The organism is Desulfofundulus thermocisternus DSM 10259, from assembly GCF_000686645.1.
Lineage (GTDB): Bacteria > Bacillota > Desulfotomaculia > Desulfotomaculales > Desulfovirgulaceae > Desulfofundulus > Desulfofundulus australicus.
In genome coordinates this window covers 1-20368 of record NZ_JMLG01000032.1, presented here as the reverse complement: position 1 = coordinate 20368, position 20368 = coordinate 1, and the positions used below count along the sequence as shown (strand labels likewise).

Below are 20368 nucleotides of genomic sequence, written 5' to 3'. Positions count from 1 at the left end.
CCCCGGAAGGGGCCTGCCCGCGGGAGGAAGTGGTGAAGCCGCGGGGGACCGCGGGAGGGCCGAGTCCTTCTCCGGCACAAAGCGGGACGGCACCTCGCGGAGGCCAGAATAGCGGCCTGATGGAACAGGTGGTAGCCAGGGGCAATATGCTGGCTGCCCTGAAGCGGGTAGAGCGGAACGGAGGCGCGCCCGGCATAGATGGCATCCCGACCGAACGGCTTCGGGACCAGATCCGTGCCGAATGGCCGCGAATCCGGGAAGAATTGCTCGCGGGTACCTACAGACCTATGCCCGTACGCCGGGTCGAAATCCCGAAACCCGGGGGAGGCAAACGGCTACTGGGGATACCTACCGCAATGGACCGCCTGATCCAGCAGGCGCTCCTGCAGGTATTGACGCCTATTTTCGACCCGCAATTCTCAGAGGCCAGTTACGGGTTTCGGCCCGGAAGGAGAGCCCATGACGCGGTAAGGAAAGCGCGTCAGTACGTAGAAGAAGGATACGAATGGGCCGTGGACCTGGACATAGAGAAATTCTTTGACCGGGTAAACCACGACATACTCATGGCCCGGGTAGCCCGGAAAGTCACGGATAAGAGGGTACTCACTCTTATCCGCCGCTATCTTGCCGCAGGCGTCATGGTGAACGGAGTGGTCATGGAAACGGCGGAAGGGACGCCGCAGGGTGGACCTTTAAGCCCGCTTCTGGCCAACATTCTGCTGGACGACCTGGACAAAGAACTGGAAAAGAGGGGTCACAAATTTGTCCGCTATGCAGACGACTGTAACATCTACGTCAAAAGCAAGCGGGCGGGACAAAGGGTCATGGTCAGTATCCGTAAATTCCTGCAGGAGCGGTTGAAGCTCAAAATCAACGAACAAAAGAGCGCGGTAGACCGGCCGTGGAAACTGAAATTCCTGGGATTTAGCATGTACAAGGCCAAAGCAGGGCGAATCCTTATCCGCCTGGCACCGCAAACCATCAAACGGGTGAAGATGAAAATCCGGGAAATAACCTCCCGGAATAAACCCGTAAGCATGGCTGAGCGTATAGAGCGGTTAAACGCTTACCTGGGCGGATGGATGGGCTACTTTGCCCTGGCCGAAACGCCCAGCATTTTCAGGAACCTGGAAGGCTGGATGCGGAGGAGGCTGCGCATGTGCCTCTGGAAGCAGTGGAAGCGAGTGCGGACAAGGTACCGCGAGCTACGTGCACTGGGACTGCCTGAATGGGTGGTACATGAATTCGCCAACGCTCGCAAAGGACCGTGGCGGATGGCCCACGAGGCCAATGAATAGAGCCCTGGGCAACGCTTGACTTTCAGTCCCAGGGCCTGATGAGCTTAACCGAACGCTATTCTTATCTTCGTCAAGCTTGGTGAACCGCCGGATGCGGACCCGCATGTCCGGTGGTGTGAGAGGACGGGGGCTAGCCGCCCCCTCCTGCTCGATTTATGCCCAAATACTCTTTCAGGGCATCTTGCAGTAAGTGAGAGAAGTTGACATTGTGTTCCCGGGCTAAATCATCAAGCCATTTGGGTATGGTCAGCGTTTTTTTGACAGCCCGGTGCTTCATCTCGTCGCGGAAGGGTGGCATCCAGGCTTCGACGAGGACGACAACCTGATTTGGTTCCACTTTTAATTTGTTTACAGGGCTGGGTTCGGGAATGGGATAGTTTTCCTCCTCCAGCCCGTATAAGTGAAGGGCTAATGCTTCTTTAGCCATGCGAAGCGCTTCTTCATCGTTGTCGCCGCAGGTGTAGCATCCGGGTAAGTCGGGGAATTCTACCGAGATGCCATCGTCAGCGTAATTAAAGATTGCAGGATAGATATATCTGTCCTTGGGCATAACCGGGACCTCCTTTCAGGATATTAGGCCATTATTTATCTAAACCTGCTTGCTTAAGGATACTCTTGACTGTTTTAGTTGGGAGGCTTTTTCTCGGGTGAGGGATAGTGACTAATCCTGGCTTTGCTGGGTGTTTGAATTGGTGGTGACTACCGCTGACCCTAACAAGCATCCAGCCTGCTTCCTGCAGCATGCGGATTAGTTCCTTGGATGAATATGTTTTCACTCACCCACACCTCACGAGTATTATAATACGTATAAAAACACGTGTCAACAAGTAAAGTAAAAACTGAATGAACCTCAGGTGGCCTGCATAAACACCGGGAAATTATGGAGCGCCTGCCCTGTGCCTACGCCTACCACAGGGTAATTTATGATGATGGGGGCTCCCCCGAGGACTACATTTTCCTTGATGTTAACTCTGCCTTTGAAGAAATGACCGGGTTCAAGAAAGAAGATATCCTGGGGAAAAGGGCAACGGAAGTCCTGCCCGGGCTGAGGGAAGGCAATTTCGACTGGGTGGACTTTTACGGCCGTTTGACCCGCAGCGGCAGGGAAGAGGAATTCGTGCAGTATGCAGATGCGGGCTGGAAAGAGGACCGGGCGCCATAAGGCGCCCGGCCGGGGTTTATTGGGCCTGATAGGGGAAGAAGCCCCTGCCGAAGAACAGCAGAATCAGGATCAGGAAGAGAATAAAGGAGAACTGGCCATAGTAGTAGCCGGGATCGGGAGCCATACGGTTGCCTCCTTTCTATATTTTGGTATAGCTGGTTTTCAATAATAAGGTATGAAAAAATCCGGTAAAAGGTGAGGGGATAATAAAAGGAAAAGGGGATCCTGATAGACCCTGATCATGATATAATATAGTAGGGTTACTTATAGAAAAGATAAGCTCCGGAGAACCCGGGGGCCGGGCTGCCCCTGCGGAGCGAGGATGAGGTGGTGGGGGTCCTTGAATTCTCTGGAGGAGTTTCACTTTTACCTTTACGTTCCGGAAGGCACAGGGGAGATGGGTTCTTATTTTGCCAGCCGTTTACCGGGGGTGGGAAAGGTACCGTGGTTTATTTGTGAAACCCTTTCCTGCCTGTTTGACGACCTGGGGGAAATGAATCCGGGTTATTCCGGTTTTAAGAAGATGGCGCAGCATTTTGTCCTCTCCATGTTTGACCGGGAGGGTCAGCCGGTGGGGTTCTGTTCGTTTATCCCGGAACGGCTGGACCTGGTGCAAATCGATATCATACTGATTAAAAAAGATCTGCGGGGAAGGGGATTGGGCAGGATTTTGCTGGGTTACCTGGAGCAGGCCTTGCAGCATGGTACGGTGCTGTATGTCAGGCAGGTAACCGGTACGGGGAGAAAGTTTTTCACCCGCTGCGGGTTTTCCCGGGATGTGCAGTTGTTTAAAGTTTTGAAGCCCGGGAACCGCCTGTACAATGCCGGGCCTGGCCGGGTGCCGGCGGCGGGGGCATGCGTATAAGATTTTAAAAGCGGGGCATTACTGGATCAGGGATGGTCACTGCGGAAAGGCAACATAAAGTTATAAATTTCCTTTAACATCGCCTTGACTTTTGAAAATGGCCCTGTTATAATATCAAATGCTGGCGGGCAGGGTTGAACCCTGCACGGCAGTATGTGGTGGATGTAGCTCAGTTGGTTAGAGCACCAGGTTGTGGCCCTGGGGGTCGTGGGTTCGAGTCCCATCTTCCACCCCACGCTGGGGCGTAGCCAAGCGGTAAGGCAGCGGGCTTTGGACCCGCCATTCGTTGGTTCGAATCCAGCCGCCCCAGCCAACATGATAACCATAGTTGGTCGCTGCTGCCACTTTTTAAGGCCGGTGACCAACTATAATTTTATATTTGGGCAAATTTTTGGGCCATTAGCTCAGCTGGTAGAGCACCTGACTTTTAATCAGGGTGTCGGAGGTTCGAGTCCTCCATGGCTCACCAACGCGGGCGTGGCGGAATGGCAGACGCGCCGGACTTAGGATCCGGTGGGGCAACCCGTGTGGGTTCAACTCCCACCGCCCGCACCAAAAACAGAAAAATTAAGGGCCTGCGATCCTGGGATCAAATACCACCGGCTACGGGAAAAGTCTAGTCCGGTGGTATTAAAAAGGCACGCAAGCCACACCGGATTCAGCCTCTTTCGGTTACCCGTTGAGTAAAAACCTGGGTAACGAAGGAGGTTTGCTTTTTATGGCGAAGGGAAAAGTTTTAAATATTAGCTTTTTGAAATTGCGGTTTGGGCGTACCCGAACAATTCTTTGCCATTCCCGCCGTTTTCCGGGTAAACCGCCAGGCCAAAGCGCCACCCTTTTTCAGCCACCCATTCCTGCAGCTTTTTTATTACTGTGGCTGCTCCTTCCTTATCTGTTAAGGGAAGTACCAGCGCCAGGAGGTTATCATCAAGCATCAGTACCTCGTCAATTTCACGCAGCTTTTTCTGCAGAAGCCTCTTTACACTTGCTGTGTTGAACCTGCCGGCTGCTGTTCTCTGCGCCAGTACCAGGGAAAATTTTGAATTTCCTCTTTTGGCGCGGTTAATTTCTAATCTAAGCAACCTTTCTAAAATTTCGCGGGGGTCTTCGCTGCGTCCAATAAGCCTTTCTACCCGCTGCAGTAATTGTTCGGTGCTGAAAGGCTTGCAAAGGTATTCGATGGCGCCCACCTGGATGGCCTGCTTAACCGTGGATATCTTTGCTTCAACAGTCAAAATCATCACCGGAACGTAACGGTAATGCGGGATGGCCTTTATTTTTTCTATAGTGGTCAGGCCATCGATACCGGGCAGGTTAATGTCTATAATAACAAGATCAAATGGATCGAGCCTTTCCCTTATTTTGACCAGGGCTTCTTCCCCGCTGGCCGCCTCTGCTACTTCATAACCGTTGTTTTCTAAAAGCCTTCTGGAATAAAACCTGGTTAATGCAGAGTCTTCCACCAGAAGTATCGATCCTTTGCTGCGGCTTAAAAACCCCACCCCGTCTCACTCCTGTAAGTCCAGATTAGATAACAGGGCCTTTTTTCTACATCAAAACAAAAAATTCCTGCATTAGAAAATATAGATCCTACCTTATCCGGAGGAGGTTTACATTTTACGGCGAAAGATTACAAAGGCAGGTGACAACCATGAGCCTCTTAAATAAATTTGATCATCTGAAGAAAATCCTGGAGAATCTGGATGGTTGTCTGGTGGCCTTTTCCGGAGGGGTGGACAGCACTTTACTGCTTAAAGTGGCCCGCATGGTATTGGGGGAGGAAAAAATCCTGGCGGTTACGGCTACCTCGGAAATTTATCCTGCGGGTGAGGTGGAAGAGGCAAAAGAGCTGGCCCGTTTAATCGGGGTAAGGCATCTTGCTGTTTCCGTAAGGGGCCTGGACAACCCGGTGCTGGCCGCCAATCCCCCGGATCGCTGCTACCACTGCAAGAAGGAAATTTACGCCCGGCTGTGGGAAGTGGCCCGTACCCACGGCCTTAATTGCGTGCTGGACGGCGCCAATGCCGGGGATGCGGGCGACTACCGGCCGGGACTTAAGGCCGCCCGGGAGCTGCGGGTCTGCAGCCCCCTGATGGAAGCGGGTTTGACCAAGCAGGAGATCCGCGCCCTGTCCGGCCGGCTGGGCCTGCCCACTGCCGGTAAGCCGGCTTCCCCCTGCCTGGCCACCAGGTTCCCCTACGGCACTCCCATCACCCGCCAGGGGCTGGCGCGGGTGGCCGAAGGGGAGAAATTTTTACGGCAGCTGGGCATACCGGAGCTGCGGCTCAGGGATCACGGCAACCTGGCCCGCATAGAGGTGCCGGGGGATTATTTCCCTCTCGTTATCCGGCATTCCGGCAGGGTTGTTGAGAAACTGAAGCAGCTGGGTTATACCTATGTGACGCTGGATATACAGGGCTTCCGGAGCGGGAGCATGAATGAGGCCTTAAACCTGTGAATCTTCCCGGCAGGTGGGCCAGCCCCGGGAATGGTCCGTCATTGGGGATTCCGCTCTGGAAGCGCTGCTCTGGATGAGCCGGTAGAACTTTTCACTTATTTCTTCCAGGGGCTCGCTATTTTTAAGCGCCTCCAGCCACTTCCGGGGGATGGCCTCGAAACCGTAATATGTTCCGGCGAGGCCCCCGGTGACTGTTCCGGCCGTATCCGTGTCGTCACCCCGGTTGACTGCCGCGATGAGGGCGTCTTCAAAACTTTCGGTGTGCAGGAAACACTGCAGCGCTGCGGCCAGGGTATCCAGGGCGCTGCCGTGGGGGGTGACCTCCGGGGCGCCTTCCTGGATGTGGCGGATGATGTACCAGAAAAACTTGCTGGGCTGGATGTTCAATTCACGGCAGTGCTTGTCCGCCAGCTGGAGAGCCCGGGTTATCGCTTCCCGTTTGCTTAAACTCCTGCAGGACCCCAGCAGGTAGATCAGGAAGTTGTAGAAGAGGCAGCAGGTGGCTCCCTCCTGGCTGTAGTGGGTCATATAGGCAATCTGGACCGACCACCTGGCCATGGCCGGAAGATTGCCCCAGTAGCCGAAGGTCACCGGCAGGGTGCGCATCAGGCCGCCATTGGAGTCGAGCTTATTTAAGGTTTTGGCGGTCAGGCGGGAGGCTTCATACCAGTTGCCCGTCAGCAGGAAGTTGCGCAGGGACATCAAGGTGGTGTTGCCGATATCCCGCGGCCCGGACTGGTACCAGCGGATGAACTGGCGGCCTGTTTCTTCAATGGGGGAAGTGGGATTGGCCAGGATGCCCCGGGCTACCGCCAGGGTCATCTGGGTATCGTCGGTATATTCTCCGGGTTCCAGGTTCAGCCAGCCCCCGCCGACCATGTCCTTTAAGACGCCGTACTTTTCCCGGATTTCCCCGGCGCTCATGAATTCCGCCGGGCCGCCCAGGGCGTCTCCCACCGCGGCGCCGTAAAAGGCACCCTTAATAATGTTTTTCACCATGGTCACCTCCGTAAAGATAACGGTAGACCTGGTAGTTCCAGAGCACCTTGCGGATAAAATCCCTGGTTTCGGCAAAGGGGATCTGGTCCAGCTTGCTTTTTTCACCCGTCCAGCGCTGCTGTTCCAGCCACTTTTGCACGTTGCCCAGCCCGCCGTTGTAGGCGGCCAGGACCAGGATGGGATCGTTATTGAAAGTCCGGTGCAGGTCGGCAAGATACCAGGTGCCGATATGAATGTTGAATTCCGGGTCGAACAGCAGGTCCCGGTGGTAGTGGCTCAGGCCCAATTCCCGGGCCGCCCAGCTTCCCGTTTCCGGCATTATCTGCATCAATCCCCGGGCGCCCCGGTGGGAGGTAGCCCGGGGATTGAAGTTGCTTTCCGTTTTGATCACCGCTGCCACCAGGAAGGGGTCGACCCCATAGCTGGAAGCATACTTGAAAATCGTTTCCCGGTAGGGGAAAGGATAAATAAGCCGCCCCAGATGATCAAGGTTCAGGATGATGAGCAGCATCAAAACGAAAAAAAACAAGCGCACCTTAAAGCTTTTATCTTTTTTTATCTTGAGGTGCCAGGACAAATATCCATCACTCCAGATTGCAGCTTGCAGGCGGAGAAAGTGCGCTGATTTTTCTTTGGCCCGCTATAAAAGCAATTCGCTCAACAGGGCCGGGTTCCTGCAGGCTTTGCTGCATTAATACAGCTTGAACAGCCCCAGCAGGATCAGTATACAGCCGGGCAGGGCGGAAAAATGGCGGCCCAGGGCGGTGGCCCCGAACGTGCGGCCGGCCAGCAGGCCTGCGTAGGTGGTAATTACATGCCCGGCCCCCACCAGAAAGGCGGTGAGCATCAGGTCGAAGCCGAGCATGGAGAAGGCAAAGCCGGCACCGAAGGCGTCCATAGCCAGGGCCAGACCCAGCAGGATGGCTTCCCCGGCGGAGATTACGCCCGAGCGGTCCAGGTCGGCCCGGTGGGGTTCCCGCAGTACCTGGACCATAACCCCCAGGGTGCGGATCCTGATCTGGACCAGGGGCCGGGGTTCCTCTTCCCGTGCGGGTTCCACTTCGTTATTTCCTTCTCTCATGGCCTGAAACAGTACCCATAGTCCGATGAGGATTAAGATAATCCCACCCAGATGCCGGGCGAAGCTTAAAGAGATGGCCCTGGCTAACAGGTTCCCGGCAATCATGGAAAGGCTGATGGCCGCAACCGACATCAGGCTGATGATCAGCACAGAAGAAAAGGGCAGCCGGATACCCCTTACACCATAGGCTACCCCGGCTGCGAAGGCGTCCATGTTCAGGGCAAGGGCAAAGATGAGGATGGTAAATAACTCCACTGACCGCTCCCTCCCAGGTGGTTTTTGGGGTCTCCTAACCATTTGTATGGGAGGGACGGTCGAATGGTGATTTGTTAGAGCCCTGGTTACTTCTGGCATCCGGGGCAGAAGTATGCACTGCGGCCGCCCAGGCGCAGGCGCGCGACGGCCAGGCCGCACCGGGGGCAGGGCTGCCCGCTTTTGCCGTATACCCGCAATTTTTCCTGGAAGCTGCCCGCCTGTCCCGTGCCGTCCACGTAATCCCTCACGCTGGTACCCCGGCTGGCAATCCCTTCTTCCAGAACCTCCCGGATGGCCCGGAAGAGGGCTTCCGCTTCGGCCGTGGTGAGGGTGTTTGCCTGCCGGGCGGGGTGCAGTCCCGCCCGGTGGAGGGCTTCATCGGCGTAGATGTTGCCCAGGCCGGAAATGAATGTCTGGTTCAGCAGGAGGGGTTTCAGGCGGGTGCGCCGCTTTTTCAGTTCCTTTTTGAGAAAATCCACCGTAAATTCCCCGCTTAAGGGTTCCACCCCCAGATCTTTCAACCCCCTGACGGCCTGCAGTTTTTCTGCCGGCACCAGCCAGAAGCGGCCAAACTGGCGTGTATCGGTGTAGCGCAGCTGGTGGGCGTTGCTCAGGTAGAAGACCAGGTGGGTGTGCTTGGGCCTGGGTGCACCCGGGGCGGTGTAAACCAGCTGCCCCGTCATGCGCAGGTGAACCACCAGCACCAGCCCCCGGGAAAGGGAGAGCAGGAGGTACTTGCCCCGGCGGCCCACATCCAGGATCTTTTTACCCACCACCAGGCGGCAGAATTCCTCCGGTGAGGGCGTTTGAATGATCTTGGGGAGGAGGATATCTGCGCCGCGTATGGTAAGGTCGGTTAATCGCTCCTTCAGGGTGCGCTTGATCGTTTCCACTTCCGGTAATTCAGGCATTTGCTCCGCTCCTAAATTTTCTTTACCTCGTACCAGTTGGGCCCCAGCTTCATGTCCACCACCAGCGGGACATCCAGCACCAGGGCGTTTTCCATGTGCCTCCGGACCAGTTCGGTCACTTCCGCCATTTCTCCGGCGGGCATGTCGAATATCAGCTCATCGTGTACCTGCAGGATCATCCTGGTGGCCAGCCCCCGCTCCTTCAATTCCCGGTGAATGCGTACCATGGCCAGCTTGATGATATCGGCGGCGCTGCCCTGGATGGGCGTATTGATGGCCGTGCGCTCGCCAAACATGCGCACGCTGCGGTTGGGGCTGAAGAGATCGGGCAGGTAGCGGCGCCGGTTTAAAAGGGTGGTGACGTAACCTTTTTCCCGGGCCTCCCGGATGGTGCGCTCGATGAATGCCTTTACTCCTGCGTAGCGGGCAAAATAGCTTTCGATGTACTGACGCGCTTCCTGGCGGGAAACGTTGATATCCCGGGCCAGGCCGAAATCGCTGATGCCGTAAACAATACCGAAGTTAACCGCCTTGGCCCGGCCCCGCATGTCGGTGGTAACCTCGGTGACGGACACGCCAAAAACCTCGGCGGCCGTGCGGGTGTGGATGTCCTCCCCCCGGCGGAAGGCATCCAGCAGGTTGGGGTCCTTGGCCATGTGGGCCAGCACCCGCAGCTCGATCTGGGAGTAGTCGGCGGTAAGAATGAGGTTCCCTTCCCGGCCGGGTATGAAAACTTTCCTGATCTTGCGCCCTTCCTCCAGGCGGATGGGGATGTTCTGCAAATTGGGGTCGGAACTGGAAAGGCGGCCCGTGGCCGTCACCGTCTGGTGGAAGGTGGTGTGCACCCGGCCCGTTTCGGGATTGATCAGGGCGGCCAGGCCGTCCACATAGGTGGACTTCAATTTCATCAGCTGCCGGTATTCCAGAACCAGGGGGACGATGGGATGGGCCCCGGACAGTTCCTCCAGCACGGAAGCATCGGTGGAGTAACTGGTTTTTGTTTTTTTGATTACCGGCAGCTCCAGCTTTTCAAAAAGGATGTGCCCCAGCTGGCGGGTGGAGTTGATGTTGAACTGTTCCCCCGCCAGCTGGTAGATCTGTCCCGCCAGGGAGGCGATCTTTACCTCCAGTTCCCGGGACATCTCTTCCAGGTGCTGCCTGTTAATGGCCACCCCGGTCATTTCCATATCCGCCAGGACAGTTACCAGGGGCAGCTCCACCTCGTAATACAGCCTCTCCATCTCCGCCAGGCGCAGTTTTTCGGCCAGCAGTTCCGACAGCCGCCAGATGGCATCGGCCCGGGCCGCCAGGGCTTCCTCGCCCCGGCCGGGCAGGACGACCTTTAAATGCTCCAGGGCCAGGTCGGCCAGCTCCTGGCTGGCCGCGGCGGGGTTGAGCAGGTAGGCCGCCACCATGGTGTCGAAGGCCAGGTTGTTTATAGTGAGGCCGTACCTGTGCAAAAGCCACAGGGCGCTCTTGCCGTCGTGGAGGAGCTTCTCTATACCGGGGTCGGCCAGGATATCTCCCAGAATCTCCAGGGCCGCCTGCCCGCCGGCGGGACTCTCCGTTCCCAGGTAAAAAACGGACAGTTCCGGGCTTTCACCGGGGGATTTCAGGGCCACGGCGGCTGCTGCGATACCTTCCCGGCGGGTTCCGCTGAGGGCTACGGCCACCCTGCCCGATTGCCGGCTCAGTTCCACCAGGCGGCACAGCTCCTCTTTCCCGGTCAGGTGCCGGAAGTTCACCCGGTAGGTTTCCACTTCCCTTACGGGATGCCCGCCTGCCTCATCCTCATGCTGCCCCAGTTCCTGCCTGATGGCCCGGATCAGGGTTTTGAACTCCAGCCTGCTGAAGAGGGCCAGCAACCGGTTGTAGTCCGGTCCGGGCCAGCGGAGGGCGCCCACGTCAATCTCCAGGGGCACCTTTCGTTCTATGGTGGCCAGCTGCTTGGATAAAAGGGCCTGTTCCCGGTAGGGACGTATTTTATCCCGCAGGCGGGCCGGCAGTTCGTCCACGCGGGAGATTATTTCTTCCAGGCTGCCATATTCCTTGAGCAGGGTCCGGGCCGTCTTCGGTCCTATTCCCGGAACACCGGGGATATTGTCCGACGTGTCCCCCACCAGCCCCTTGTAATCGGGAAACTGGGCCGGAGTGATGCCGAAGCGTTCCCACACCCGGCCCTCGGTGTATTCCTCCAGCTCACTGATTCCCTTGCGGGTAAGTAAAACCCTGGTCAGGGGCGAGACCAGCTGCAGGGAGTCCTGGTCGCCGGTGACGATGATGCTGGCTATCTTCTCCCCTTCCGCCCGGCTGACCAGCGTCCCGATTAAGTCGTCGGCCTCATAACCCTCGCATTCCAGCACGGGTATGTTCATAGCCGCCAGCACTTCCTTGATCAGGGGGAACTGGGGACGAAGTTCATCGGGGGTTGCCGGCCGGTGAGCCTTGTATTCCCCGTATTGTTCATGGCGGAAGGTGACCCTGCCCATGTCAAAACACACGGCCACCAGGCCCGGTTGCAGTTCTTTTATCACCTTTAAGAGCATATTGGTAAAACCATAGACGGCATTGGTTACCAATCCCTGGCTGGTGGCCAGGTGGGGTATGGCGTGAAAGGCCCGGTGGGCCAGGCTGTTGCCGTCCAGGACTAAAAGCGTGTTTTCCTGCAAAACTGTACACCTGCCTTTATTAAATTATTTCACCGTAGATATATCCAATACCTCCCTGAATTTCTGGCTCTTTTGCGGCTCCCCGGCAGGATATTCAGCCCGGCGGGGCGAATTGCCACATATGGATCTTGCTTGCCATTTGAGGTGAATACCTTGCGCACCAGGCTTGTTTTTTTACTGGCGGTATTTCTTTTAATCCTGCCTGCCGGTCCAGCCGGGGCAGAAGGGGAGCTGTACCGGGAGGAAAAAGCGGTAGCGGAAGTGATGGACTACCTTTACCGCTACCATATTGCCCGCCCCGATGCCCGGCAGTTGATGCAGGGGGCCATTGACGGCCTTTTGAACAGCGTGGGCGACCCCTACACGGAGTACTTCAGCGCCGGGGAGCTGGAGGATTTCGCCCGGTCCCTGGAGGGCAGCTTTGCCGGGGTGGGCCTGGAGCTGGAGGCCTGTTTTCCTTACCCCCGGGTGTCCGGGGTGTTCCCCGGTTCCCCGGCATTCCGGGCCGGGATCCGGGAAGGTGACCTGATCGTCCGGGTGGATGGGGAAGAGACTTCCGGGCTCGATCTTGCCCGGGTGGCGGAAAAAATCCGCGGGCCGGCCGGCTCCCGGTTGTGGCTGACCGTCCGCCGCGGCGGCTCGGATTTTAACGTGGAGCTCACCCGGGAAGTGATGAGCAGCCCGGTGGTGGAAGGAAAAATACTGGCCGGGAATATCGGTTATGTGAAGGTGCATGTTTTCGGTTCCCGGACGGCCGGTGAATTCGGCGCATTGATGCGGGAGTTCCAGTCCAGGGGGATCGGGGGGTTGGTCCTGGACCTGCGCGGCGATCCCGGCGGTTACCTGCAGGCGGCCGTTGACCTGGCGGGATACTTTTTACCTTCCGGCCAGGTGGTGGCAATTACGGTGGACAGGAATGGTCGCGAAGAAGTGTACTCCACCGCCGGCGAGAATCCCGACCTGGACCTGCCCCTGGCGGTTCTTGTCGACGGCATGAGCGCCAGTGCGGCGGAAGTTCTGGCCGGGGCGCTGCAGGAATATCACCGGGCGGTCCTGGTGGGGGGGCGCACCTACGGCAAGGGTGTGGCCCAGGCCATTGTTCCTCTGGAGGCGGGAGGGGCGCTGAAAATAACCATTGCCCGCTTTTTAACACCCTCCGGCAGGTCCATTGACGGCCGGGGTATAGAACCCGATCGCCAGGTTTCCGTTCCTTCCCTGCAGCTGGTGGCCGCCTGCCAGGAACTCCAGCCTCACCTGCCGCGCAGTGTGACTTTCAATTTTGCGGGCGGGGTAATGGTTGACGGGGAAAGGGTGGATGCCGCGGTGTACCCCCTGGTTGCAGACGGGGAAATTTACATTCCCCTGCGCTTTGCCCTGGAGGCCCTGGGATTCAACGTGCAGTGGCATCCCGATTTGAAGCAGATATCAATCCGGACCGGTAGCCGGGAGCTTATCCTGGAACCGGGTTCAAAGACCGCCTTTGCCGGGGGGAAAAATTTTAAATTGAAGAATCTTACCTGGCGGGAGGGGAATATATACCTGCCCGTTTCCCCCCTCTCCCTGCTGGGAATAAAGGTGCAGCATGACGCAGGTCAACTTAAACTGGAATTATTGCCGGATGAAGCAGGAATAATGATACCCGTGTTGAATCACTAAGAATAAACTGTAATAAAGTCTATGCGTAACCCGCGGGCCAGCTTTCTGCCGGCAAAGGGGGTGTAAAGAAAATGGGTCAACGTCTCTGTCCTTGCGGGAGCGGTAAATTGTATCGCAACTGCTGCGCTGGAAGCGATAAGGTAGTTTTCCTGGAACAGTACAGGTGGCGGCGTATCGGCCATGAGCTGCGCCGCAAGCTGGGGGAATTTGCCGACAGCCAGGATTTTGCCCGGGAGGCGCTTAAAGCTCAGGAACTATATCTGAGCTGCCTGGATCCCGAACTGGTTGACCGGGATGATGAATTCACCATGGAAAGGTGTTTTGAGTGGTTTATCTTTGATTACATTCTCCCCAGCGGGTTAACCATCATTGAAACCTTCCGGCAGAACCCCGAACTTTCGGAGAGGGAACAAATCCTGCTAGAGCACTGGGCCGCGGCGAGAATTTCCCTTTTTGAGGTGTTGCAGGTTATACCCGGGAAAGGAGTCGTGCTGCGGGATCTCCTGCAGAAGAAAGAGTTCAGGGTGCATGACGTAAATGCAACGGTGGAACTCCAGCCAGGGGCCATCCTGCTGATGCGGCTGCTGAAGGTAGGGGATGAATACGAGTTCTCCACCAGCGGGCTCGCTTTGCCGGGTTTTTGTAAAGATATCCTGCTCAAGAAGCTGCGCCGGGATCTGAGATCTTACGCCCGGAAGCGGAAAGCAACTGTCAAAGAGGTTCTCAATGACTACCTGAAGGAGCACTCCCATCTCATTAACAGCATGGTGGTGGAAATGGGCTTTAACTATGCCCTGTCCTGCCTGGTTGAGGATGGAGGTGACGAGACCGGCGGCGACTTCCTGGACAGGATTTCGGCCCGGATTGCCCAGCAGATCACCGAGGCCATCCTGGACGAATATTACGACCGCTGGATCGATAAACCCGTTCCCGCCCTGGGCGGTAAAACTCCCCGTGAGGCCTGCCTCACTGCCGAGGGCAGGGCCAGGCTGGAAGAAATGTTCCATGAGCTGGAACTGGTGGAAACCCGGCGGGAATTAAACGGGGAGCCCTCATACGATCTCCAGAAAGTACGCCGCAAGCTGGGCCTTCTGCCGTCCGGTCCCGGTACCGGTGACGGAGAGGAACCGGCGGGGGAGCATTTTAAAACTCCCGAAGACTACCAGTGGCCGGCGGTAACCCATGCCAATGTGGCCAGGGGGGTTGTGGAAGACCTCCGGGAGAGGGGTTACGATCCGGGCCAGGTGCAGGGGGCCCTGCACCTGTGGCATGACTACTGTTCCAGGGTACGGCCCACGTTCCGCAAGCCCGAGCTGTGGGTGGCCACGGTGGTATATGCCATGTCCCGCCTGGAGTGCGATCACCGGATCAGCCAGCACGAGCTGGCCAGGCAGTACGGCGTGGCGGCCTCGAGTATTTCGGCCAATTTCCGGGCCATGTGCCGGGCGCTGGACCTGGTGGCCTACGACAGCCGGTATTCCACCCGCAGGTCGCCGCTTACCGGCTTAAAAGAAACAGATCCGCTTCTGGCTCATATCCTGGATAATCTCAAGCTTTAACTCCTGGAGGAGCAAATTACAGGGGCAAGAAAGGGCGGGTTTGGTTTCCCGCCCTTTTTTCAGGTGGAGGGATATCGGGGTTGGATTACCTTTTTTCTTTGCTGGAGGTTATCGTTGAATGGACGGTTGATTTTATTTCCAGGCTGGGTTACTGGGGAATCGCCATCGGCATGGCCATTGAAAGCGCCAACGTACCCCTTCCCAGTGAGGTCATTCTCCCCTTTGGCGGCTACCTGGTATCCACGGGCAGGCTGGATTTCTTCTGGGCGGCAATGGCCGGCACCATTGGCGGCACGGTGGGATCGATCATTTCGTACCTTATGGGTTACTGGGGAGGGCGCCCCTTTTTAATACGTTACGGGAGGTACTTCGGCATCTCCCTGCGGCATCTAGAGCTGGCGGAGATGTGGTTTCAGCGTTACGGTGAAGCCACGGTTTTCTTCACCCGGCTGATGCCGGTGGTGCGCACCTTTATTTCCCTGCCGGCGGGAATTTCCGGCATGAACTTCCCCCGTTTCGTCATCTACACCTTTTTGGGTTCCCTGCCATGGAGCTTTTTCCTCACCTATCTGGGTATGAAAATGGGCCAGCACTGGCAGGACCTGAAATACTGGTTCCACCGCCTGGACGTGGTGGTGCTCCTGGCCCTGGTTGCCCTGGCGGTCTACCTGTGGTGGCGCAAGCGGAGGAAGACAATCTATTAATGATTTTTTAAATTGCTAACGATACTTCCTTAAACCAGCCACCGGCGGGCTGGTTTTTTTTGCTTTCATAAAGCGGCCGGCTGCCGTGACAGAATAAGGGGGGGAAAAAGAAGGGAAGGGATTGCCGTGCGCCATTTCCTGCTCATTCTGTGCCCGGTACTGCTGTTGGGCCTGCTTTTTCTCCCCGCTTTTCCCGCGCCGGCGGGGGCCGCTCAACCTTCCGTGACGGCGGACGCGGCCGTGCTCATGGATGCCGGTACCGGCCGGATTTTCTACGATAAAAACGGCCTGCAGAGGCTTGAACCGGCCAGCCTGACCAAAATAATGACGGCCATTATTGCCCTGGAATACGGCCGGCTGGGAGATGTGGTGACCGTGAGCAGCAATGCTGCGGCCGTGGGCATGGGTTCGATACTGGACCTGCGGGCCGGTGAAAAGATAACCCTGGAAAACCTGCTTAAGGCAGCCCTGATCATGTCGGCCAATGACAGCACGGTGGCCATTGCCGAGCATGTGGCCGGCTCCGAAGAGGGATTTGTAAGGATGATGAATGCCAAGGCGCTGGTCCTGGGAGCTGTTCATACCCGCTTTGCCAATACCAACGGCTATCACGACCCGCAGCATTACACCTGCGCCCGCGACCTGGCGGTAATAACGCGTTACGCCCTGCAGAACCCCGTGTTCAACCGGATTGTGTGTACCAGGGAAACCACCATCACTTTTTGCAACTCCGGGCGCAGGGAAACCATATATAACACCAACCGCCTCCTGCGGGAAGGCAGATACCCGGGCATTGACGGGGTTAAAACCGGTTCTACCCCCCGGGCGGGCAACTGCCTGATTGCCTCGGTCACCCGGGGCGGGCGCCGGTTGATTGCCGTAGTCCTGCACAGCGACAACCGCTACCGGGATGCGGCGGCCCTTCTGGACTACGGCTTCAGCGAAGTTTTGCGGGTGACCCTGGGCCGCAGGGGAGAAGAGGTGGCCCGGCCGGCAGTGGCCGGCAGGCTGGCCGATAAGGTTCCCGCCATTCTGGCCGCGCCGGTGGAGGTCGAGCTCACCCGGGATCAGCTTTCCCGGGTGAGCAGGGAAATTAAACTGGTACCCGGGCTCACCGCTCCCATCCGGACCGGGCAGAAAGTGGGCGAAGTGATCTACCGCCTGGAGGAAGTGGAGCTGGGCCGGGCTGCCCTGGTGGCCGGCCGGGATGTGCCGAAAAAAACCTTTTTCCGGCGCTGGTGGAAGGCGGCGGCCCTGCCGGGGGCCCAATTCCCGGCCCCTGCAAATCACCCCTTGACATCCTCGCCGGTTTGGGCCATAATATAGATGTTATCACGTGAGGGCGGGTAGTTCAGTGGGAGAACGTCTGCTTGACGCGCAGAAGGTCGTAGGTTCAATTCCTACCCCGCCCACCAGTAAAATCAAGTGTAGTCGGCCCATCATTCGCCTTCCTGAACGGAAGGTTTTTCTTTTGCCTTCAGGAAGGCCGCCCGGGGCCTGACCTCAGGACAGGACAAAATTTACGACAGGAAAGCAACTTTTTCGTTTCAGAGAAGGATCCTGCGCCGGGAAGTAGAAAGAAAATCCAAAAATACCGATGGTACGAAACCGTCTCACAGATAGGCTTTAGAAGAACCGGCTATTAGATAGGCAAAACTGCCGTACGGCAAACAGGAGTTCTCGGGCAGGTGTTGTAAGCAGGATATTTCGTCAATTTCGTGGAAAGGGGAAGCTGATGCAGCTCTACGGAGAACTAAAATATTTACAAAAACTTCAAGAAACCATGAGCCGGGCGTTGGGTCTGTCGGCTATGATTGCCTACCCGGACGGGCGCCCGCTCACGGAAATTACCAACCTGTGCCCGTTCTGTGCTCTGATAAACGCGAACCCGGAAGGAAAGGCCAGGTGCGCGGCTTCGCGGGCGGCCTCGGTCAGAGCCGCCGCGAGCGCAGGGAAGGCGGTTACCCACACCTGCCATGCCGGGCTGGTGCACCTGGCAACGCCTTTAAATGTGGCGGGGGAGCTGGCGGCAGTGCTGGTGGGCGGCAGTGTGGCGCTGCAGGAGCCTGCAAAAGAAGCAGTGCTGCAACTGGCCCGGGAAACGGGCATTGGCCACGAAGAGCTTCTGGCGGCGGCCATAAAGGTACCCGTCTGGAGTGAAGAGCGGCTCTCGGCTGCCACGGGGATGATGCAGGCAGTGGCGGAGACCGTAGCCCGGCTCCTGTACACCGGGCAGGAACTCCAGAAGAAGGTGAACGAACTTACAGCCCTTTTTGAGTTCAGTAAAACTGTTTCCAGCAGCCTGGAGGTGGCCGAAGCAGCCCGGCAGGGGCTGGAGGCGGTGCTGAGGCTGACCGGGGCCGCCGGCGGCTCGGTGCTTATGCTGGACGAGGCGGAGCCAGGGGCGGCAACCGCCGAAGTGGCGGCCGCCCTGGAGCCGGACAACGGGCCGGGGATTATTCCCGCAGGGGAAATAATAGCCGCAGTCGGGCGGGAAGCTGCCGCTGCGCACTTTGACGATGAAAAAAACGCAGCCGAAGGAAAGCGGCCGGCAGTGGCGGTACCTCTTACAGTCGGAGGCAGGGTGACGGGGGTGCTCACCCTGGCGGGCAGGCCGGGAGGGCAGCGCTTCACCGGGGAGGAAACTGTTTTCCTGACCACCCTGGGCACCGCTCTGGGCCTGGCGCTGGAGAACGCCCGGCTTTTCCGGAGGGTTCAGGAAAGGGCGGCCATGCTGGAACGGCTGCTCGAGGTAGGACAGGTGGTGTCGGGCAGTTTCGATGCAGACCGGATCATTGAAGCCGCTCTGGGTGGCGTGCGGGATGTGCTGGGCGCCCGGTGGTGTGTGCTGCGGCTGCTTGACGAGAAAACCGGCGACCTGGTGCTCAGGGGTAATGTGGGCATGAGCCCGGGGTTGCAGGCGGAGACGGGCCGTATCCGGCCGGACGGCAATTTGCTGGGCGAGGTGCTCCAAAAGGGGGAACCTGTGGTCGTGGAGGACCTGGCCGATACCGTGACGGGCGCGCGCCTCCCCTACTCCGTGCCCGAGGTGCGGGCGCTGGTTGTCGTGCCGGTGAAAACGGGTGGAAAGATCCTGGGCACTTTAAAGATCTATTCTCCCGTGCCGCGGCGCTGGTCGGAAGAGGAAGTCGAATATCTGGTCATCATTGCCTCTCAACTGGGCCTGGCGCTGGAAAACGCCCGCCTGTATTCCTCGCTGCGGAAATATTACCTGAATGTCGTGCAGGCACTGGCGGCTGCCCTGGAGGCCAGGGACACTTACACCAGGGGTCACTCCTTGAGGGTTGCAAAGCTGGCGCGTTTGTGTGCCCGCTTCCTGGGACTCGGTGCCGGAGAGCAGGAGCAGGTGTACATGGCCGGGCTCCTGCACGACATCGGCAAAATTGGCGTCCGCGAGAACATTCTTCTCAAGCCGGGCCCCCTCACTCCGGAAGAAAGGAAAGAAATGCAGGGTCACCCCGAGGTGGGGGCCAGGATTCTGGAACCGGCCGGGTTCCCCGGCGGGGTTACGGCAGCCGTGCGGCACCACCACGAAGACTACGGCGGCGGGGGTTACCCGGACGGGCTTTCAGGAGAAGAAATTCCGCTCCTGGCGCGCATAATCCGCGTGGCCGACGCATACGACGCCATGACCTCCGCCAGGCCCTACAGGAAAGCACTTACCCCGGACCAGGCGTTCAATGAACTGAAGCGGTGCGCGGGCAGCCAGTTTGACCCGCGGGTAGTGGAGGCTTTCCTGCGAATACCCCGGAGTGAGATGGAAGATATTGGGGGGGGGGGGGGGGTAGGAACACTCCTGTCTCTCCTTGGAGAAATTCTCTTTTTATTCAAGCAGGTGCGGTGACGGCCAGGTTCAGAACAAAAACTTCTTAAGGGAAAATGTCACCGTTTTCTTCCTGCAGCATTTTAAGGAAAATTTCCACCAGGTGAGGGTCGAACCGGGTTCCTGCCCCTTGCTTGAGTTCTGTCATCACTTCCTCGGCGGACATGACTTTTTTGCCGGGCCGCACGGCGGTTATGGTCTCGTAGGCGTCGGCTATGGCAAGAATGCGGCTTAAGAGATGGATTTCTTCCCCCTTTAAACCCTGCGGGTACCCCTGCCCGTCCCACCACTCGTGGTGTTGCAGGATTAGCTCGGCCACCTGGGTAAGCCCGGGCGAGCACCTTGCAATCCGGTATCCTGCTTCGCAGTGGCGTTTCATTTCTTCCTCTTCCTCTTTTGTCAGGGGTTCATTTTTTTGCAGGATGTGTTCCGGAAGGTTCACCTTTCCAATATCGTGTACCTCGGCCAGCAGGAGCAGGTTGTCCATCTCCTCCGTGGAAAGGCCTGCTGCCTTCCCCAGGCGCAACGCTATTTCCTTAACCCGCCTGGCATGCCTTTCGATGTGGGGGTAATTCCTGAAAAGCGCTGCCAGGAGGGAACGGCCGATATCGTACCTCTCTGCAGCACAGCGCTGTAACTTGTCACGGTACATTTCATCGTCTGCCTGCTTGTAAGCGTCGTAAACGGACCTGCGGGGGTTCTCCGTGACACCCACCCCGGCGGAAATGCTGAGCGGTATGACAGTGTGACCCCTGTTGAACTTCTCCCGGGTTTCCATTAAAATCGAGCAGGCTTTTTGTGCAGCTTCCCTATCTCTTGCCGGCAGGATGACGGCGAACTCGTCGCCGCCTACCCGGAAGGCTTCTTCTCCGGGGAACACTTCGCGGATCAGGGCGGCAGCCTTTTG

General features: G+C 57.7%; 17 protein-coding genes, 5 tRNA genes and 1 pseudogene. 14 read left to right on the top strand and 9 right to left on the bottom strand.

Annotated elements, in window-relative coordinates:
* Positions 1-119: 119 nt before the first annotated feature.
* A pseudogene (ltrA, locus tag BR83_RS16055) lies at positions 120-1381 on the top strand (group II intron reverse transcriptase/maturase).
* Positions 1382-1428: 47 nt separating this feature from the next.
* Here the strand turns inward: ltrA and BR83_RS0113300 are convergent.
* Together BR83_RS0113300 and BR83_RS16810 are read right to left on the bottom strand one after the other, a co-directional pair.
* A complete protein-coding gene (locus BR83_RS0113300) occupies positions 1429-1848 on the bottom strand; it encodes a type II toxin-antitoxin system HicB family antitoxin (protein WP_027357475.1) in 420 nt (139 codons plus the stop codon).
* Positions 1849-1879: 31 nt separating this feature from the next.
* The gene (locus BR83_RS16810) at positions 1880-2074 is read right to left on the bottom strand and encodes a type II toxin-antitoxin system HicA family toxin (RefSeq protein WP_084327265.1); all 195 of its coding nucleotides are present in this window, start codon (positions 2072-2074) and stop codon (positions 1880-1882) included.
* A gap of 104 nt (positions 2075-2178) precedes the next feature.
* Between BR83_RS16810 and BR83_RS0113295 the strand changes: the two genes are divergently transcribed.
* The 6 genes from BR83_RS0113295 (at position 2179) to BR83_RS0113265 (ending at position 3880) form a co-directional block, all read left to right on the top strand.
* Entirely contained in the window at positions 2179-2460 is a 282-nt protein-coding gene (locus tag BR83_RS0113295; protein ID WP_027357474.1) for a PAS domain S-box protein, read from the top strand.
* A gap of 340 nt (positions 2461-2800) precedes the next feature.
* Positions 2801-3325: a GNAT family N-acetyltransferase gene (locus BR83_RS0113285; protein ID WP_027357473.1), complete on the top strand. Its 525-nt coding sequence runs from the start codon at positions 2801-2803 to the stop codon at positions 3323-3325.
* 158 nt (positions 3326-3483) lie between these two features.
* Positions 3484-3560 (top strand) — tRNA-His (locus tag BR83_RS0113280).
* 3 nt (positions 3561-3563) lie between these two features.
* Positions 3564-3638 (top strand) — tRNA-Gln (locus tag BR83_RS0113275).
* Positions 3639-3718: 80 nt separating this feature from the next.
* Positions 3719-3794 (top strand) — tRNA-Lys (locus tag BR83_RS0113270).
* 2 nt (positions 3795-3796) lie between these two features.
* A tRNA-Leu gene (locus BR83_RS0113265) sits at positions 3797-3880 on the top strand.
* A 188-nt stretch (positions 3881-4068) separates the two neighbouring features.
* Here the strand turns inward: BR83_RS0113265 and BR83_RS0113260 are convergent.
* Positions 4069-4827, bottom strand: coding sequence for a response regulator (locus tag BR83_RS0113260; protein ID WP_027357472.1), 759 nt, complete (start codon positions 4825-4827; stop codon positions 4069-4071).
* 149 nt (positions 4828-4976) lie between these two features.
* On the opposite strand from BR83_RS0113260, the gene larE reads away from it, so the two are divergent.
* On the top strand, positions 4977-5783 hold the full coding sequence (larE, locus tag BR83_RS0113255) for an ATP-dependent sacrificial sulfur transferase LarE (protein WP_027357471.1): 807 nt from the start codon (positions 4977-4979) through the stop codon (positions 5781-5783).
* On the opposite strand, the gene BR83_RS16050 is transcribed toward larE, so the two are convergent.
* The 5 genes from BR83_RS16050 to polA all read right to left on the bottom strand — a co-directional run bounded on the left by BR83_RS16050 (position 5772) and on the right by polA (position 11698).
* Positions 5772-6779, bottom strand: coding sequence for an ADP-ribosylglycohydrolase family protein (locus BR83_RS16050; RefSeq protein WP_157833026.1), 1008 nt, complete (start codon positions 6777-6779; stop codon positions 5772-5774). The genes larE and BR83_RS16050 overlap by 12 nt on opposite strands.
* Positions 6763-7359, bottom strand: coding sequence for a lytic transglycosylase domain-containing protein (locus BR83_RS0113245; protein WP_034635522.1), 597 nt, complete (start codon positions 7357-7359; stop codon positions 6763-6765). Before BR83_RS0113245 ends, BR83_RS16050 begins: the two co-directional genes overlap by 17 nt.
* Before the next feature lie 114 nt (positions 7360-7473).
* Complete coding sequence (gene ytaF / locus BR83_RS0113240) at positions 7474-8118, bottom strand: sporulation membrane protein YtaF (protein WP_027357469.1); 645 nt, start codon at positions 8116-8118, stop codon at positions 7474-7476.
* Positions 8119-8204: 86 nt separating this feature from the next.
* Positions 8205-9029, bottom strand: coding sequence for a bifunctional DNA-formamidopyrimidine glycosylase/DNA-(apurinic or apyrimidinic site) lyase (mutM, locus tag BR83_RS0113235; protein WP_027357468.1), 825 nt, complete (start codon positions 9027-9029; stop codon positions 8205-8207).
* 11 nt (positions 9030-9040) lie between these two features.
* Entirely contained in the window at positions 9041-11698 is a 2658-nt protein-coding gene (gene polA, locus BR83_RS0113230; protein WP_027357467.1) for a DNA polymerase I, read from the bottom strand.
* Between the two features lie 153 nt (positions 11699-11851).
* On the opposite strand from polA, the gene BR83_RS16045 reads away from it, so the two are divergent.
* The 6 genes from BR83_RS16045 to BR83_RS0113200 all read left to right on the top strand — a co-directional run bounded on the left by BR83_RS16045 (position 11852) and on the right by BR83_RS0113200 (position 19482).
* Complete coding sequence (locus BR83_RS16045; RefSeq protein ID WP_051618257.1) at positions 11852-13354, top strand: S41 family peptidase; 1503 nt, start codon at positions 11852-11854, stop codon at positions 13352-13354.
* A gap of 71 nt (positions 13355-13425) precedes the next feature.
* Positions 13426-14913 carry an SEC-C metal-binding domain-containing protein gene (locus tag BR83_RS0113220; protein ID WP_083543234.1) on the top strand — a complete coding sequence of 496 codons (1488 nt, stop codon included), beginning with the start codon at positions 13426-13428 and terminating at the stop codon, positions 14911-14913.
* An 80-nt stretch (positions 14914-14993) separates the two neighbouring features.
* Positions 14994-15617, top strand: a complete 624-nt coding sequence (locus BR83_RS0113215; RefSeq protein ID WP_027357465.1) for a DedA family protein — start codon at positions 14994-14996, stop codon at positions 15615-15617.
* Positions 15618-15743: 126 nt separating this feature from the next.
* A complete protein-coding gene (locus BR83_RS16040; RefSeq protein WP_242839681.1) occupies positions 15744-16943 on the top strand; it encodes a D-alanyl-D-alanine carboxypeptidase family protein in 1200 nt (399 codons plus the stop codon).
* Positions 16944-16957: 14 nt separating this feature from the next.
* A tRNA-Val gene (locus tag BR83_RS0113205) sits at positions 16958-17032 on the top strand.
* Between the two features lie 320 nt (positions 17033-17352).
* Positions 17353-19482: an HD domain-containing phosphohydrolase gene (locus BR83_RS0113200; RefSeq protein WP_027357464.1), complete on the top strand. Its 2130-nt coding sequence runs from the start codon at positions 17353-17355 to the stop codon at positions 19480-19482.
* 25 nt (positions 19483-19507) lie between these two features.
* On the opposite strand, the gene BR83_RS0113195 is transcribed toward BR83_RS0113200, so the two are convergent.
* Positions 19508-20368, bottom strand: an 861-nt coding sequence (locus BR83_RS0113195) for an HD domain-containing phosphohydrolase (protein WP_027357463.1), incomplete at its 5' end; no start/stop codon positions are given.